Source organism: Ruegeria sp. CDSB114, from assembly GCF_059611025.1.
The window spans coordinates 87,181-99,944 of record NZ_JBXWOT010000004.1 but is presented as its reverse complement, the minus strand read 5'-3'; the positions used below and the strand labels follow the sequence as shown (position 1 = coordinate 99,944).

12 protein-coding genes are annotated in these 12,764 nt (G+C 56.5%); 9 read left to right on the top strand and 3 right to left on the bottom strand.

The features are described from left to right. Nucleotides 1–25: 25 nt before the first annotated feature. Both AC2FIP_RS11890 and AC2FIP_RS11885 read right to left on the bottom strand, forming a co-directional pair. Entirely contained in the window at nucleotides 26–1,264 is a 1,239-nt protein-coding gene (locus AC2FIP_RS11890; protein WP_282022217.1) for an adenylate/guanylate cyclase domain-containing protein, read from the bottom strand. A gap of 61 nt (nucleotides 1,265–1,325) precedes the next feature. Continuing rightward, nucleotides 1,326–1,778: a MarR family winged helix-turn-helix transcriptional regulator gene (locus tag AC2FIP_RS11885; RefSeq protein ID WP_142639108.1), complete on the bottom strand. Its 453-nt coding sequence runs from the start codon at nucleotides 1,776–1,778 to the stop codon at nucleotides 1,326–1,328. 58 nt (nucleotides 1,779–1,836) lie between these two features. Between AC2FIP_RS11885 and hmgA the strand changes: the two genes are divergently transcribed. The 7 genes from hmgA (at nucleotide 1,837) to AC2FIP_RS11850 (ending at nucleotide 8,498) form a co-directional block, all read left to right on the top strand. Further along, nucleotides 1,837–3,192 carry a homogentisate 1,2-dioxygenase gene (hmgA, locus tag AC2FIP_RS11880; RefSeq protein ID WP_496786538.1) on the top strand — a complete coding sequence of 452 codons (1,356 nt, stop codon included), beginning with the start codon at nucleotides 1,837–1,839 and terminating at the stop codon, nucleotides 3,190–3,192. 65 nt (nucleotides 3,193–3,257) lie between these two features. Then, nucleotides 3,258–4,514 (top strand): fumarylacetoacetase, encoded by a 1,257-nt coding sequence (gene fahA, locus AC2FIP_RS11875; RefSeq protein ID WP_496786536.1) that lies wholly within the window; start codon nucleotides 3,258–3,260, stop codon nucleotides 4,512–4,514. A 10-nt stretch (nucleotides 4,515–4,524) separates the two neighbouring features. Beyond that, nucleotides 4,525–5,475, top strand: coding sequence for an MBL fold metallo-hydrolase (locus tag AC2FIP_RS11870; protein WP_496703615.1), 951 nt, complete (start codon nucleotides 4,525–4,527; stop codon nucleotides 5,473–5,475). Between the two features lie 127 nt (nucleotides 5,476–5,602). Continuing rightward, nucleotides 5,603–7,213, top strand: a complete 1,611-nt coding sequence (locus AC2FIP_RS11865; protein ID WP_496786535.1) for an FAD-dependent oxidoreductase — start codon at nucleotides 5,603–5,605, stop codon at nucleotides 7,211–7,213. A 5-nt stretch (nucleotides 7,214–7,218) separates the two neighbouring features. Then, nucleotides 7,219–7,416 carry a DUF2783 domain-containing protein gene (locus AC2FIP_RS11860; RefSeq protein WP_496749378.1) on the top strand — a complete coding sequence of 66 codons (198 nt, stop codon included), beginning with the start codon at nucleotides 7,219–7,221 and terminating at the stop codon, nucleotides 7,414–7,416. Between the two features lie 19 nt (nucleotides 7,417–7,435). After that, the gene (gene maiA / locus AC2FIP_RS11855; protein ID WP_496786533.1) at nucleotides 7,436–8,074 is read left to right on the top strand and encodes a maleylacetoacetate isomerase; all 639 of its coding nucleotides are present in this window, start codon (nucleotides 7,436–7,438) and stop codon (nucleotides 8,072–8,074) included. Nucleotides 8,075–8,162: 88 nt separating this feature from the next. Next, entirely contained in the window at nucleotides 8,163–8,498 is a 336-nt protein-coding gene (locus tag AC2FIP_RS11850; RefSeq protein WP_142639094.1) for a DOPA 4,5-dioxygenase family protein, read from the top strand. Here the strand turns inward: AC2FIP_RS11850 and AC2FIP_RS11845 are convergent. Then, nucleotides 8,495–10,123 (bottom strand): acyl-CoA synthetase, encoded by a 1,629-nt coding sequence (locus AC2FIP_RS11845; protein ID WP_496786532.1) that lies wholly within the window; start codon nucleotides 10,121–10,123, stop codon nucleotides 8,495–8,497. The genes AC2FIP_RS11850 and AC2FIP_RS11845 overlap by 4 nt on opposite strands. A 243-nt stretch (nucleotides 10,124–10,366) precedes the next feature. Here AC2FIP_RS11845 and AC2FIP_RS11840 point away from each other — a divergent pair, with 243 nt between their 5' ends. Next, a complete protein-coding gene (locus AC2FIP_RS11840; RefSeq protein ID WP_281995847.1) occupies nucleotides 10,367–11,758 on the top strand; it encodes an aminotransferase family protein in 1,392 nt (463 codons plus the stop codon). Between the two features lie 646 nt (nucleotides 11,759–12,404). Continuing rightward, the gene (tnpB, locus tag AC2FIP_RS11835; protein ID WP_496786530.1) at nucleotides 12,405–12,758 is read left to right on the top strand and encodes an IS66 family insertion sequence element accessory protein TnpB; all 354 of its coding nucleotides are present in this window, start codon (nucleotides 12,405–12,407) and stop codon (nucleotides 12,756–12,758) included. Nucleotides 12,759–12,764 lie beyond the last annotated feature (6 nt).

Genomic DNA, 12,764 nt, shown 5'->3' with positions numbered 1-12,764 from the left:
GCTAATATGGGCTCAAACCGGACGCTCAAACGCCTGATTGCGTTCCGGCAACATTATAAACCGTAAACAGCTCTTTCGGCTCGGCCACACCGCGCAGCATATAGCGCCCGACCGAGATCAGATCCTGATCGCAGGGCTGCGCCGCGCGGGCTACGTCATCAGAGATCAGTATCCGTTGCCCCAAGGACCGATGCATGCCAGCGATACGCGCGGCCTGATTCACCGCTGGGCCGATCACGGTGAAATCCAAACGTGTCTCAGAACCGATATTGCCATACAGAATTTCGCCCGCATGCAAGGCCAGTGTGAAGTTGGCCACCGGCAGTCCAGCGGATTCGCGCTGCGCATTCAGTTCAGCGATCCGGTCCTGCAACATGGGAACCGCCTGCAAGGCCGCCTGCACGTCCTCTTCAATCTCGCCGACATTGAACATAGCCATCAGTCCATCGCCCATGAACTTCAGGATATTGCCGCCATTATCGTGCACGACACCAACGGCAACCGCCAGATAGTCGTTCAACATATCGATGATCTCGATCCCGGGCAGATTCTCGGACAGGCTGGTAAAGCCTTCAAGGTCGAAATTCCATATCACGGCGTCGATCTGCTGTAGGGATCCGCGACGAATTTCACCCGACAAAACACGCCGCCCAGCATCCCGACCTAAGTAGACGCGCATCAGATCTTTGGATATCCGCGCGTTCGAGGCTGACTTTAGTGCCAGGCCCAAATGGGGCAGGGCCGTATTGATAAGGTCAAGATCCTGTTCCCGAAACCCATCCGGCGCGTTCGAGGCCCACGACAACAGGACTCCATCTACGGCTTTTTTTGAGGTCTGCGACCGCGGATCGAAATTCACACCTTTAGCGTAATACTCGGTCGCACCAGCTTCGCGTAATTCATTGATCAATGGATAGCGGCTGGGCTCGTTCTGATCGACCATGCGTTCATGGACGCCGTCAAGATCGTGATGTAAAATCGCATATAGAGGACTGCTCATCCAGTCTTCTCTGGTCTCTTCTGAATACTCGAATTTTTGATAGTCACCGCCGGTGTCTTGATACCAGCTGTATCCGGTGCCGCCATATACCGGGTGCAGCGCCGATTGCGCCGCGTGAAATCGCATCAGGGGCACACCAAGTTCAATCAGACGGGTGCAATAGCCATCCAGCAATTCTTCTTTTTCGGCACCTTCAAGGCCCCGCGTCACCAGCCAGTTGATCAGATCATTTGATTTTGCCGCGTTTTGGTTCGGGGCTGTCATTTCACATTCCTGTGTCCGCTCTGGCTTCCATCTGGGAGCGAAAGGTTCGAATTACCAGAGGTCAATTCATATCAGCCAGCTTTCGCAACATTTTGCGCAACAAGGTAGCCTCGTTTTCTGTGAACATTGCGGCAAGCTGAGCATCATATTGCTGCGCAATACCGCGCAATTCGCGATAAACCGACCGTCCGGCCGTGGTCAATGCAAGATGTTCAACGCGGCGGTCTGTCTGGCTGACGGTTCTGACAAGAAATCGGCGCTGCTCAAGCCTGCTGACCGCGCGGCTTATCTTGGTTTTGTGAATCCGGGCGCGTTGACCGATTTCTTTCGCGCTCAATTCTCCGTAATTGCCCAGATGAAACAACACTCTCCATTCCGTGCGCAGCATCCCATAGCGGTCTTTGTATACACGCTGAAATTCCAGTGCGCTTTCCTCGGCTGCCCGGTTCAGCAGATAGGGCAGGAAATCCAGCAGATCAAACCCGTCTCTTTCGGTACTTTCTGTCTTTGTCATGCTTGTTAGTTACAAAATCAACTATTATCTCACAAGCAGAAAACAGCAGGAGCCAAGGATGAACCATCCGACAGACCCGCATAAAATGATCCAGGCCAGTACGCCCGCTGGCACCCATCCGGGCTATATGCCCGGCTTTGGCAATGATTTCGAAACCGAGGCCCTACCCGGTGCGCTGCCGCAGGGCATGAACAGCCCGCAACGCTGCAACTATGGGCTATACGGCGAACAACTGAGCGGCACTGCCTTTACCGCCAACCCGCCCGAGCGCACCTGGTGCTATCGTATCCGCCCCTCGGTGAAACATTCGCATCGCTACGAGAAGATCGACCTACCCTATTGGAAATCGGCCCCTTGTGTTGATCCGGATGTCACCAGCCTGGGCCAGTATCGTTGGGACCCGGTCGGCCATACCCAAGAGGGGCTAACCTGGCTGTCGGGCATGCGCACGATGACCACAGCAGGGGATGTGAATACGCAGGTCGGAATGGCCAGCCATATCTATCTGGTCACCGAATCGATGGTGGATGACTACTTCTTTTCCGCCGATTCTGAGCTTCTGGTGGTGCCGCAGGAAGGCCGCCTGCGCTTTGCGACCGAGTTGGGGATCATCGACATTGAGCCCAAGGAAATCGCCATTATCCCGCGCGGGTTGGTTTACCGGGTTGAGGTTCTCGAGGGGCCTGCCCGCGGCTTTGTCTGCGAGAATTACGGGCAGAAATTCGAACTGCCCGGACGCGGCCCGATCGGCGCCAACTGCATGGCCAACCCACGCGATTTCAAGGCACCTATCGCGGCCTATGAAGACCGTGAGGTACCATCGACCGTCACTGTCAAATGGTGCGGGCAGTTCCACACCACAAAGATTGGGCAAAGCCCGCTGGATGTAGTCGCCTGGCACGGCAATTATGCCCCGTACAAATACGACCTGCGCACATATTGCCCGGTGGGGGCGATCCTGTTTGACCACCCTGACCCGTCGATCTTCACCGTACTCACCGCGCCGTCTGGACAGCCGGGCACAGCCAATATCGACTTTGTCCTGTTCCGCGAACGCTGGATGGTGGCCGAAGATACGTTCCGTCCTCCGTGGTACCACAAGAACATCATGTCCGAGCTGATGGGGAACATCTACGGCCAGTATGACGCCAAACCACAGGGCTTTGTTCCCGGCGGCATGAGTCTGCACAACATGATGTTGCCGCACGGACCTGACCAGGATGCCTTTGACAACGCGTCGAATTCGAACCTTGGACCGGATAAGTTGGATAATACGATGTCCTTCATGATCGAAACCCGGTTCCCGCAGCATCTGACATCATTTGCAGCGACCGAGGCCCCGCTGCAGGATGATTACATTGACTGCTGGACGTCGCTTGAGAAAAAGTTCGACGGTACACCGGGCAAGAAATAATACCGATTGAGGTCGCAGATTTTTCGACGAAAAATCTTGGCCCCTGACAGAGGTTTGGAGACAAAATGCCATTGAAGAAATCCTGGGTGAGCTCGGCCAATTCTGCCGATCACCCTTTTCCTTTGAACAACCTGCCTTATGGCGTGTTTTCGACAGGCGGTGAAGACCCGCATTGTGGTGTTGCAATCGGCGACATGATCCTTGATGTCACAGCTGCCGAGGCCGAGGGCCTGGTCGTTCTGGACGACGAACCGCTGTTCGACCTGCCTTTCTGGAACCCGCTGATGGAGCAAGGCCCCGCCGTTTGGGCCGCCCTGCGCAACCGTCTGATGGATCTGCTGGCCGAAGGCAGCGCGGCACAAGAGGACGTCGCGCCTTTGCTTGTGGCGCAGGCGGATGCCGAGCTGCACATGCCTTTTGCCGTCAGCGAATATACCGATTTCTACGCCGGTCGGCACCACGCCCAAAATGTCGGCACCATGTTCCGTGGACCAGAGAATGCATTGCCCCCTAACTGGCTGCATATTCCCATCGGGTATAATGGCCGGGCATCTTCGGTCGTTGTGTCGGGAACAGATATCCGCCGCCCTTGGGGCCAGTTGAAATCCCCTGATCAGGACCTTCCGGCCTTCCTTCCCAGCCGTCGTTTCGACATCGAGCTTGAGATGGGCGCCATCGTGGGCACGCCCTCTGACGGACCAATTTCCGTGCAAGAGGCCGACGACAATATCTTTGGCTATGTCCTTCTGAATGACTGGTCCGCCCGCGATATTCAGGCGTGGGAGTATCAGCCGCTTGGGCCGTTTCAGGCCAAGGCAACCGCAACGTCGATCAGCCCATGGATCGTGACCAAGGCGGCGCTGGAACCTTTCCGCTGTGACACGCCCGAGCGGGATTTTGAGTTGCTGGGTCACCTCAAAGAGACCGGCCCGATGCTGTATGACATTGATCTGTCGATCACGATGGCTCCGGACGGCAAGGCCACAACCACAATCGCGCGAACAAACTATAGTCAGATGTACTATTCCGCCGCACAGCAGTTGGCCCATCACACGACGTCGGGCTGCCCGATGAACACCGGTGATCTGCTGGGGTCCGGCACGATCTCTGGCCCGACAAAGCCCGAGCGCGGTTCGTTGCTGGAGCTCAGCTGGGGCGGGAAAGAGCCGCTAACGCTGGAGACCGGCGAAAGCCGCAGCTTTATCGAGGATGGCGACACGCTGACCCTGACAGGGGCGGCCAAGGGGAAAGGGTACACGATCGGATTTGGCGAATGTGCCGGAACCGTGCTGCCCGCGCTTGAAAACCCATACTCGCGATAAGGAACCAGATATGGCCAAGGCCTTTGCGTCCCAGGGGGACATGTCGGAAAAGAAAATCTCGTTCACCGAGGTAGGAGACGGGCTTTTTGCCTTTACCGCCGAAGGGGATCCGAATTCGGGCGTCATCATCGGTGATGACAGTGTCATGATTGTCGAGGCACAGGCGACGCCCCGTTTGGCCAACAAGGTAATCGAATGCGTGCGCTCGGTCACGGACAAGCCGATCACGCATGTGGCGCTGACCCATTATCACGCCGTCCGTGTTCTGGGTGCCAGCGCCTTTGGGGCGCAGCAGATCATGATGTCAGACATGGCCCGCGCGATGGTGGTGGAACGGGGACAGGAAGATTGGGACAGTGAGTTCCAGCGTTTCCCGCGCCTGTTCGAAGGGCACGAAAGCATTCCCGGTCTGACCTGGCCCACGACCACGTTCAGCGACACCATGACGGTATATCTGGGCAAACGTCGGATTGACCTGATGCATCTAGGCCGCGCACATACAGCAGGCGATATCGTGATCCATGTACCCGATCAGAATGTGATGTTTACCGGTGACATCGTCGAGTATCACTCGGCCTGTTACTGCGGCGATGGGCATTTCGGCGACTGGGGCGATACACTGGATGAGATCAAGTGGTTTGATGTCGACGCCATTGCGCCAGGCCGTGGCGATGCCCTGGTCGGCAAGGACATGGTCAATGCAGCAATCGAAAACACCCGCGATTTTGTCGACAGCACCTATCGTCCAGCAGCCAAGGTTGCGGCGCGCGGAGGAAGCCTGAAAGAAGCATGGGACGCGGTGCGCGCCGAATGCGACCCGAAATTCGCCGATTACGCGATCTATGAACACTGCCTGCCCTTCAACGTCGCCCGTGCCTATGACGAGGCGCGCGGGATCGACACCCCGCGCATCTGGACCGCCCAACGAGATCTGGAGATGTGGGAAGCCTTGCAGAGTTAAGGACATACGGTCGCATTTGATCCAGATCGTTTTTCGCAGGACGGATTGGTGAGACCCTGGGATCGGGACCACTGAGCCTGAACGGCTGGTGGAAAGGACCCTCAGCGCAGCGCAATGGGAGAGCCCCATGAACAAGATCTTCGAAATACCGCTTTACGCCTACGCCCGAAATCCCGATCAGGACGCCGTAGCCCCAATACGCCACAAGGTGATCGTCATCGGCGCCGGGCCAATCGGCTTGGCCACAGCTATTGATCTGGCACAACAGGGCGTTGAGGTTGTCGTTCTGGACGAAAATGACAAGGTCAGCTTTGGCAGCCGGGCCATCTGTTTTTCACAGCGCACGCTGGACATAGCCGACAGGCTTGGATGCGCAGAGCCCTTGGTCCGGAAAGGTGTTCTTTGGGATACCGGAAAGGTCTTTTTCGACACAAGACAGATCTATGAGTTCAATTTGCAGCCAGAACAAGGCTATGCCAATCCGGCATTTATCAATCTGCAGCAATATCACCTAGAACAGATCCTTGTGGACCGCTTGCGCGCACTCCAAGCTGAAGGCGCGCCAATCGATATTCGCGGCCGCAATAGGGTCGAGGCGATCGGCACCCATGAGGACCAGGTCACGCTTGAGGTAGAGACCCCCGAAGGCCCCTACAACATAGAAGCCGACTGGTTGATCGCCTGTGACGGCGCACACTCTCCGGCCCGCAGGATGCTCGGGTTGGATTTCGACGGGCGCGTGTTCGAAGATAACTTCCTGATAGCTGATGTCGTGATGGAGGCTGACTTTCCTTCCGAACGCTGGTTCTGGTTTGATCCACCGTTCAACAGGGGGCAATCCGCCCTGCTGCACAAACAGCCCGACAATGTCTGGCGCATTGACCTGCAACTGGGTTGGGATATCGACAAGGAACGGGAAAAACGGCCCGAGAATGTGATCCCGCGCCTCAAGGAGATGCTGGGCGAAGATGTCGAATTCGATTTGGAATGGGTCTCGATCTATACCTTCCAGTGTCGCCGGATGGAGCGATTCCGGTATGGCCGGGTCCTGTTTGCCGGCGACAGCGCCCATCAGGTTAGCCCGTTTGGTGCGCGTGGGGCCAATTCGGGTGTGCAGGATTCGGACAACCTGTGTTGGAAGCTGAAGCTGGTTATCGACGGAAAAGCGCCCGATTATTTGCTGGATAGCTACAGCCATGAACGGGTGCAGGCCGCTGATGAGAATATTGCCTATTCCAGTCGCTCGACCGACTTTATCACGCCGAAATCCCAGATGTCCCGCCTGTTGCGCGACGCCGTTCTTGACCTGGGCGAGCACTACGAATTCGCGCGCCCTCTGGTGAATTCCGGCCGTCTGAGCACACCTTGTACCTATGCGGGCTCGTCGTTGAATTCCGCAGATGCGCTGAACGGGCCAGATATCACCCGTCCCGGCGCTGCGTGCCCGGATGCCCCCCTCGGCGCCGCGTTCCTGCTGCCGAAACTCGCGGGCAAGTTTACCCTTTTGACGATTGACGCCGACGCACCAGACACTCTTGAGGAAGACGGGGTTCAGGCAACCCGCTTGGCGTTGTCGGTTAAGGACGATCCGACCCTGGCGCTCAAGCGCCGCTATCTGGGGGATGCCACCAGCGCGGTTTATCTGATCCGTCCCGATCAACACGTGGCCGCCCGCCGTGATACGTACGAAGAAAACGCATTCCGGCAGGCGATCCGCAGGGCCACCGGTAAGGAGTAAGCGAGATGACCCAACTGATCCTCACCCCTAATCTGGACAATGCAGATGATTTCTATTTTGAACTGATCGCCGCCCATGACGGGCTGGATAAAACCGACAGCGACGCGCTGAATGCGCGGCTGGTACTGGTGCTAGCCAACCATATCGGAAATGCCGAGGTGTTGTTTGAAGCCCTGAAAGCCGCCAAGCTGAACGAGAATTGACGTAAACAGGAGGCCAGCGATGAGTGGCGTAGTTCTGTATGATTATTGGCGCTCGTCGGCCAGCTACCGGGTGCGGATCGCGTTAAACTTGGCTGGCATCACCTATCGTGCGGTGTCTGTCGATCTTGTCGCCGGAGATCAAAAATCTGATGCGCATCTGAGGCGCAACCCGCAGGGGCTGGTTCCTGTGCTTGAGATTGACGGGCTGCAGCTGACGCAATCTTTGGCAATCATCGACTATCTGGACATGACTCGGGGTCTGGGGTTGCTTCCTGCGGAACCCGGTATTCGCGCACAAGCACTGGCGCTGGCACAAACCATCGCCATTGATCTTCACCCAGTCTGCAATTTGTCAGTCGCACGCCATGCAACCGCGCTCAGTGGGAATGCAGAAGGTATGCCTGGCAACTGGATGAACCATTTCATACGACCGGGTCTGCTTGCGTTCGAAGCCCAGTTGGGCGGTTTCCAACAGACCCCATATTGCACTGGTCCGCAGCCAGGGCTGGCTGATCTGTGCCTGATCCCACAGATGTACAATGCCCGCCGCTATCAGGTCGATCTGACCGACCTGCCCCGTATCCTGGGCGTCGAGGCCGCCTGCGCCAAACACCCAGCCTTTGCCGCAGCGCATCCCGATCAACACGCCCCCACCTGATCCTCTGCACAGGGTCTGTGTGACGATGCGAATGGGAATTGCCTGACCCCTGCCTTACGTTCTTCAAAACAAAATGCAGGAGGCCCCAATGCCCGAAATCATCGGCTATCACGCCCATGTCTATTTCGATGCAGAAACGCAGGATACCGCCCGGCAGCTCTGTGAAGAAGCAGTGCGCCTGTTCCCAGTTGCAATGGGGCGGATGCACGCCCGCAATGTAGGCCCACATCCAAGGTGGAGCTGCCAGTTGGGCTTTGCAGCCGACGCATTTGATCAGGTCATTCCCTGGCTGACGCTGAATCGGCAAGGGTTGACGATATTCACCCATCCCGAAACCGGCGAGCATCTGGCAGACCACCGCGACCGTGCCATTTGGATGGGTGAGATGCTGGATCTGGATCTGTCGATCTTCGACCAGCTTTAACCCAACGCCTTCGCCTGATCTCTCAGCTTGAACTTCTGAATCTTGCCGGTCGAGGTCTTTGGCAAAGGACCGAAGACCACCGTCTTAGGCACCTTGAAATGGGCCATGTTGTCCCGGCAGAACGCGATGATCTCTGCCTCTGTCGCTTGCCCATCTGGTTTGAGTTCAACAAAGGCGCAGGGTGTTTCGCCCCATTTGTCATCGGGGCGGGCGACCACGGCGGCCTCCATCACGGCGGGGTGCTTGTACAAGATATCCTCAACCTCAACCGATGAGATATTCTCACCTCCCGAGATGATGATATCTTTGGACCGGTCCTTGAGTGCGACATATCCATCCGCATGCATCACCCCAAGATCGCCCGAGGCGAACCAGCCGCCCCGGAACGCCTTGTCCGTGGCATCGGAGTTTTTGAGATACCCTTTCATGACAACATTGCCCTGCATGAAAATCTCACCCAGCGTCTCGCCATCCGCAGGCACGGGCTCCAACGTATCCGGGTCGGCCACCATAAGCCCGGACAGGGCCGAATACCGCACACCCTGACGAACCTTCAAAGCGGCGCGTTCTTCGCCTTCTTTGCTGTTCCATTCATCCTTCCAGGCGCAGACCACGGACGGACCATAAGTCTCGGTCAGGCCATAGACATGGGTAACTTCTATCCCCATATCCTCCATCTTCTTAACCACAGCCGCTGGAGGTGGTGCGCCTGCGGTCATCACTTTGATCTCGTGATCGAAATCCTTAAGGTGATCGGGCGCGTTGGCCAACATGTTCAGAACAATCGGCGCACCGCAGAAATGCGTGACCTTCTCATCCCGGAAGGCGGCATAAATCGGCTCATCCCGAACCGCCCGCAGGCAAACCGAGACCCCTGCATTTGCCGCCATGGCCCAAGGGAAACACCAGCCGTTGCAGTGGAACATCGGCAAGGTCCACAGATAGACTGAATGCCGGGGCATGCCCCAGTCCAGCAGATCAGATTGGGCATTCAGGGCCGCACCGCGGTGATGATACACAACCCCTTTTGGATTGCCTGTGGTGCCCGAGGTATAATTCAGCGTGATCGCATCCCATTCATCCGCTGGCAGGGACCATGCGAACTCGGGATCGCCTTCGGCCAAGAGCGCATCGTAAGTCAGACTGCCCTGTTTCTCGCCACCATCAAAGCTGGGATCCTCGATATCGATGACGAGAATATCGTGATCAACCTGTTCCAGTGCGTCTTGCACAACCGTAGAAAATTCCGGATCGACCAGCAGCACCTTGGTTTCCGCATGGTTCAGGATGAAGGCAATGATCGGCGCGTCCAGCCGGGTGTTAATCGCGTTCAGCACGGCGCCAGCCATGGGAACGCCAAAATGGGCCTCGTACAGTTCGGGGATGTTTGCTGCGATGATCGAAACTGTATCTCCTCGCCCTATTCCACGCCTATCCAGAGCGCTCGCCAGTCGACGACAACGGGTATAGGTTTCGACCCAGGAATACCGGCGGACGCCATAAACAACTGACGGGTAATCAGGGTAGACCTGCGCCGTCCGTTCGATAAAGCTTAGCGGTGACAGCGGCGTATAATTCGCCTGGCATTGATCCAAGTGGCGTTCATATATGTTGGCCCCTGTCATCTGCGGATCCTCCCAAATCGCAAGTTGCGCGAATTGAACACAAACATAGTCCTATGACAAACCCGTAGAAATACGGGCTGAGGCGGCCAAATAACTGTGCTGTGCCCGACTGGCGATACCAACCTACCCGATCTGGCCCTATCTTGTACTGGCCATTCACGCTGATCTGAGCCATCGAATATACAAGCCGAGGCGACACCGCCTCTGTAAGATGTGCACACGCTAATTTTGAAAGGACATGTCATGGACGGCACGTTCAACGAAAACGATCTTTCCCGCGTCGTCGAAGCCGACCGCGCCCATATTTGGCACCACTTGATCCAGCATAAACCCTTTGAAACCAACGACCCGCGCATCATTGTCGAAGGTAAGGGCATGCGTGTCTGGGATCAAAAAGGCAAAGAGCATCTGGACGCTGTATCGGGCGGCGTATGGACTGTGAATGTCGGCTATGGCCGCGAATCGATCTGCAAGGCGGTCTATGACCAGTTGATGAAGCTGTGCTATTTCGCCAACTCGGCGGGCTCGATCCCTGGTGCTTTGTTCGCCGAAAAGCTGATCGAGAAAATGCCTGGCATGAGCCGCGTGTATTACACTAACTCGGGTAGCGAGGCGAATGAGAAGGCGTTCAAGATGGTTCGCCAGATCGCCCACAAGAAATACGGCGGCAAGAAGACCAAGATTTTGTACCGTGACCGCGACTATCACGGCTCGACCCTGGCAGCGATGTCGGCAGGTGGTCAGGACGAGCGCAACGCGCAGTACGGGCCTTTCGCCCCCGGTTTCATCCGCGTGCCGCATTGCATGGAATACCGCAAGCACGAGCTGGACGGCGCGCCCGAAGAGAATTTCGGCGAATGGGCCGCGGATCAGATCGAAGAGGTGATCCTGCGCGAAGGCCCCGATACGGTTGGCGCCCTGTGCCTTGAGCCCGTGACAGCCGGTGGCGGCGTGATCGAAGCGCCAGAGGGTTATTGGCAGCGTGTGCAGGAGATCTGCAAGAAGTACGACATCCTGCTGCATATTGACGAGGTCGTCTGTGGCGTTGGCCGCACCGGTACCTGGTTCGGGTATCAGCAATATGGTGTGAAGCCGGATTTCGTGACCATGGCCAAGGGTGTCGCCTCGGGCTATGCTGCCATCGCCTGCATGGTGACCACCGAGGAAGTCTTTGACATGTTCAAAGAAGACGCCTCGGACCCGATGGGCTATTTCCGCGATATCTCGACATTTGGTGGCTGTACCGCCGGTCCAGCGGCCGCGATCGAGAACATGCGGATTATCGAGGATGAAAACCTGTTGGGCAACTGCACGGCTATGGGTGACCGGATGACGGGCAACCTTCAGGCGCTGATGGAAAAACACAAGGTCATCGGCGATGTACGCGGCAAAGGCCTGTTCCTGGGTGCTGAGCTGGTCGCAGACCGCGCGTCCCGTGAGCCAGTTGATGAGAAGCTTGCCCAGGCCGTTGTGGCCGACTGCATGGCGCAAGGCGTGATCATCGGCGTAACTAACCGCTCGGTCCCCGGTCGGAACAACACTCTGTGCTTTTCACCAGCGCTGATTGCCACCGCGGATGACATCGACCAAATCACCGATGCTGTCGATGGCGCACTGGGGCGTGTATTCGGCTGACACCGTTAGCAGTTTCTTAGGATGAGACTATGAAAACCGGCGCTGCTTGCGCCGGTTTTTTTCTCAATACGGATGCCCAAACCCTTAATATGCGACCGGATGTTCCCGCTCAGTGCTGAATGTCGGCGGCCCGGATTGTAGAATCCGTTGATGTATCCGTTGAGCGGGGCGTTGCAACTGACCCCCGAATTAGCCCCTGATCTGCCTCTTGTTTCCATGGCATATTGTCTAAAACGAGAGGCGGCAGCAATGAGGCAATTTCCACAATCATTCTAAGCCAATGGATTCACCATTTAGGTGCATGCGGGAGGACGCCGTGTCTGGCCACCCGGCTTCAAGCGGTTTGTCAAAACCAAACTTGATCTCGGTGAACTGACTGTTGGTGACATCTTGGAGGATTGCAACGTTTCGCAATCCCTCGTCTACAAATAGAAGTCAGGCGTGAAATCTTCATAGGTCAAAAGCGTCGCGCGGAACGAAGAACAAATTTTTTCGAAGGTTCTAATTAACGAAGAGACGCAGCCAGGCCGTGATCCAGAAACTGACAATCGCAATCTTCTGGCGCACCGGGAAAGCACCATGCCTTTCCTGCCAATTATCCGGTGAACTGTTTGGTCAAAATTGCACTCGCGATGGATAGCCATTCATGATTTCACCAGCTGGCAACTTTAAATTCTACGCCGCCACCAAGCCAGTCGATTTTCGTAAAGATATGGGTGGTTTGGAGGCGATCGTTCTGAATGAATTCGATCTCGATCCATGCTGTGTTGCCATATTTGTTTTCCGTTCGACACGCACGGGCCGGCTGAAGCTCATAGTTTGGGACGGGGCGGGTCTTGTGCTGATCTATAAGCGGATCGGGGGTGAGGGTTTTGAATGGCCACGCGTCAGTGACGGGGTGATGACGATGACCAAATCGCAGTTTGAGGCCCTTTTCGAAGGGCTTGATTTGAAGCGTGTAATAACGCGCGCTTCGGACTGCAATCAGTCCCTGATGTGAATAGCA

Bases quoted from the DNA above. Each gene is read 5' to 3' on its own strand.
- AC2FIP_RS11890 (WP_282022217.1), bottom strand. From the start codon at position 1,264: ATGACAGCCCCGAACCAAAACGCGGCAAAATCAAATGATCTGATCAAC.
- AC2FIP_RS11885 (WP_142639108.1), bottom strand. From the start codon at position 1,778: ATGACAAAGACAGAAAGTACCGAAAGAGACGGGTTTGATCTGCTGGAT.
- hmgA (WP_496786538.1), top strand. From the start codon at position 1,837: ATGAACCATCCGACAGACCCGCATAAAATGATCCAGGCCAGTACGCCC.
- fahA (WP_496786536.1), top strand. From the start codon at position 3,258: ATGCCATTGAAGAAATCCTGGGTGAGCTCGGCCAATTCTGCCGATCAC.
- AC2FIP_RS11870 (WP_496703615.1), top strand. From the start codon at position 4,525: ATGGCCAAGGCCTTTGCGTCCCAGGGGGACATGTCGGAAAAGAAAATC.
- AC2FIP_RS11865 (WP_496786535.1), top strand. From the start codon at position 5,603: ATGAACAAGATCTTCGAAATACCGCTTTACGCCTACGCCCGAAATCCC.
- AC2FIP_RS11860 (WP_496749378.1), top strand. From the start codon at position 7,219: ATGACCCAACTGATCCTCACCCCTAATCTGGACAATGCAGATGATTTC.
- maiA (WP_496786533.1), top strand. From the start codon at position 7,436: ATGAGTGGCGTAGTTCTGTATGATTATTGGCGCTCGTCGGCCAGCTAC.
- AC2FIP_RS11850 (WP_142639094.1), top strand. From the start codon at position 8,163: ATGCCCGAAATCATCGGCTATCACGCCCATGTCTATTTCGATGCAGAA.
- AC2FIP_RS11845 (WP_496786532.1), bottom strand. From the start codon at position 10,123: ATGACAGGGGCCAACATATATGAACGCCACTTGGATCAATGCCAGGCG.
- AC2FIP_RS11840 (WP_281995847.1), top strand. From the start codon at position 10,367: ATGGACGGCACGTTCAACGAAAACGATCTTTCCCGCGTCGTCGAAGCC.
- tnpB (WP_496786530.1), top strand. From the start codon at position 12,405: ATGATTTCACCAGCTGGCAACTTTAAATTCTACGCCGCCACCAAGCCA.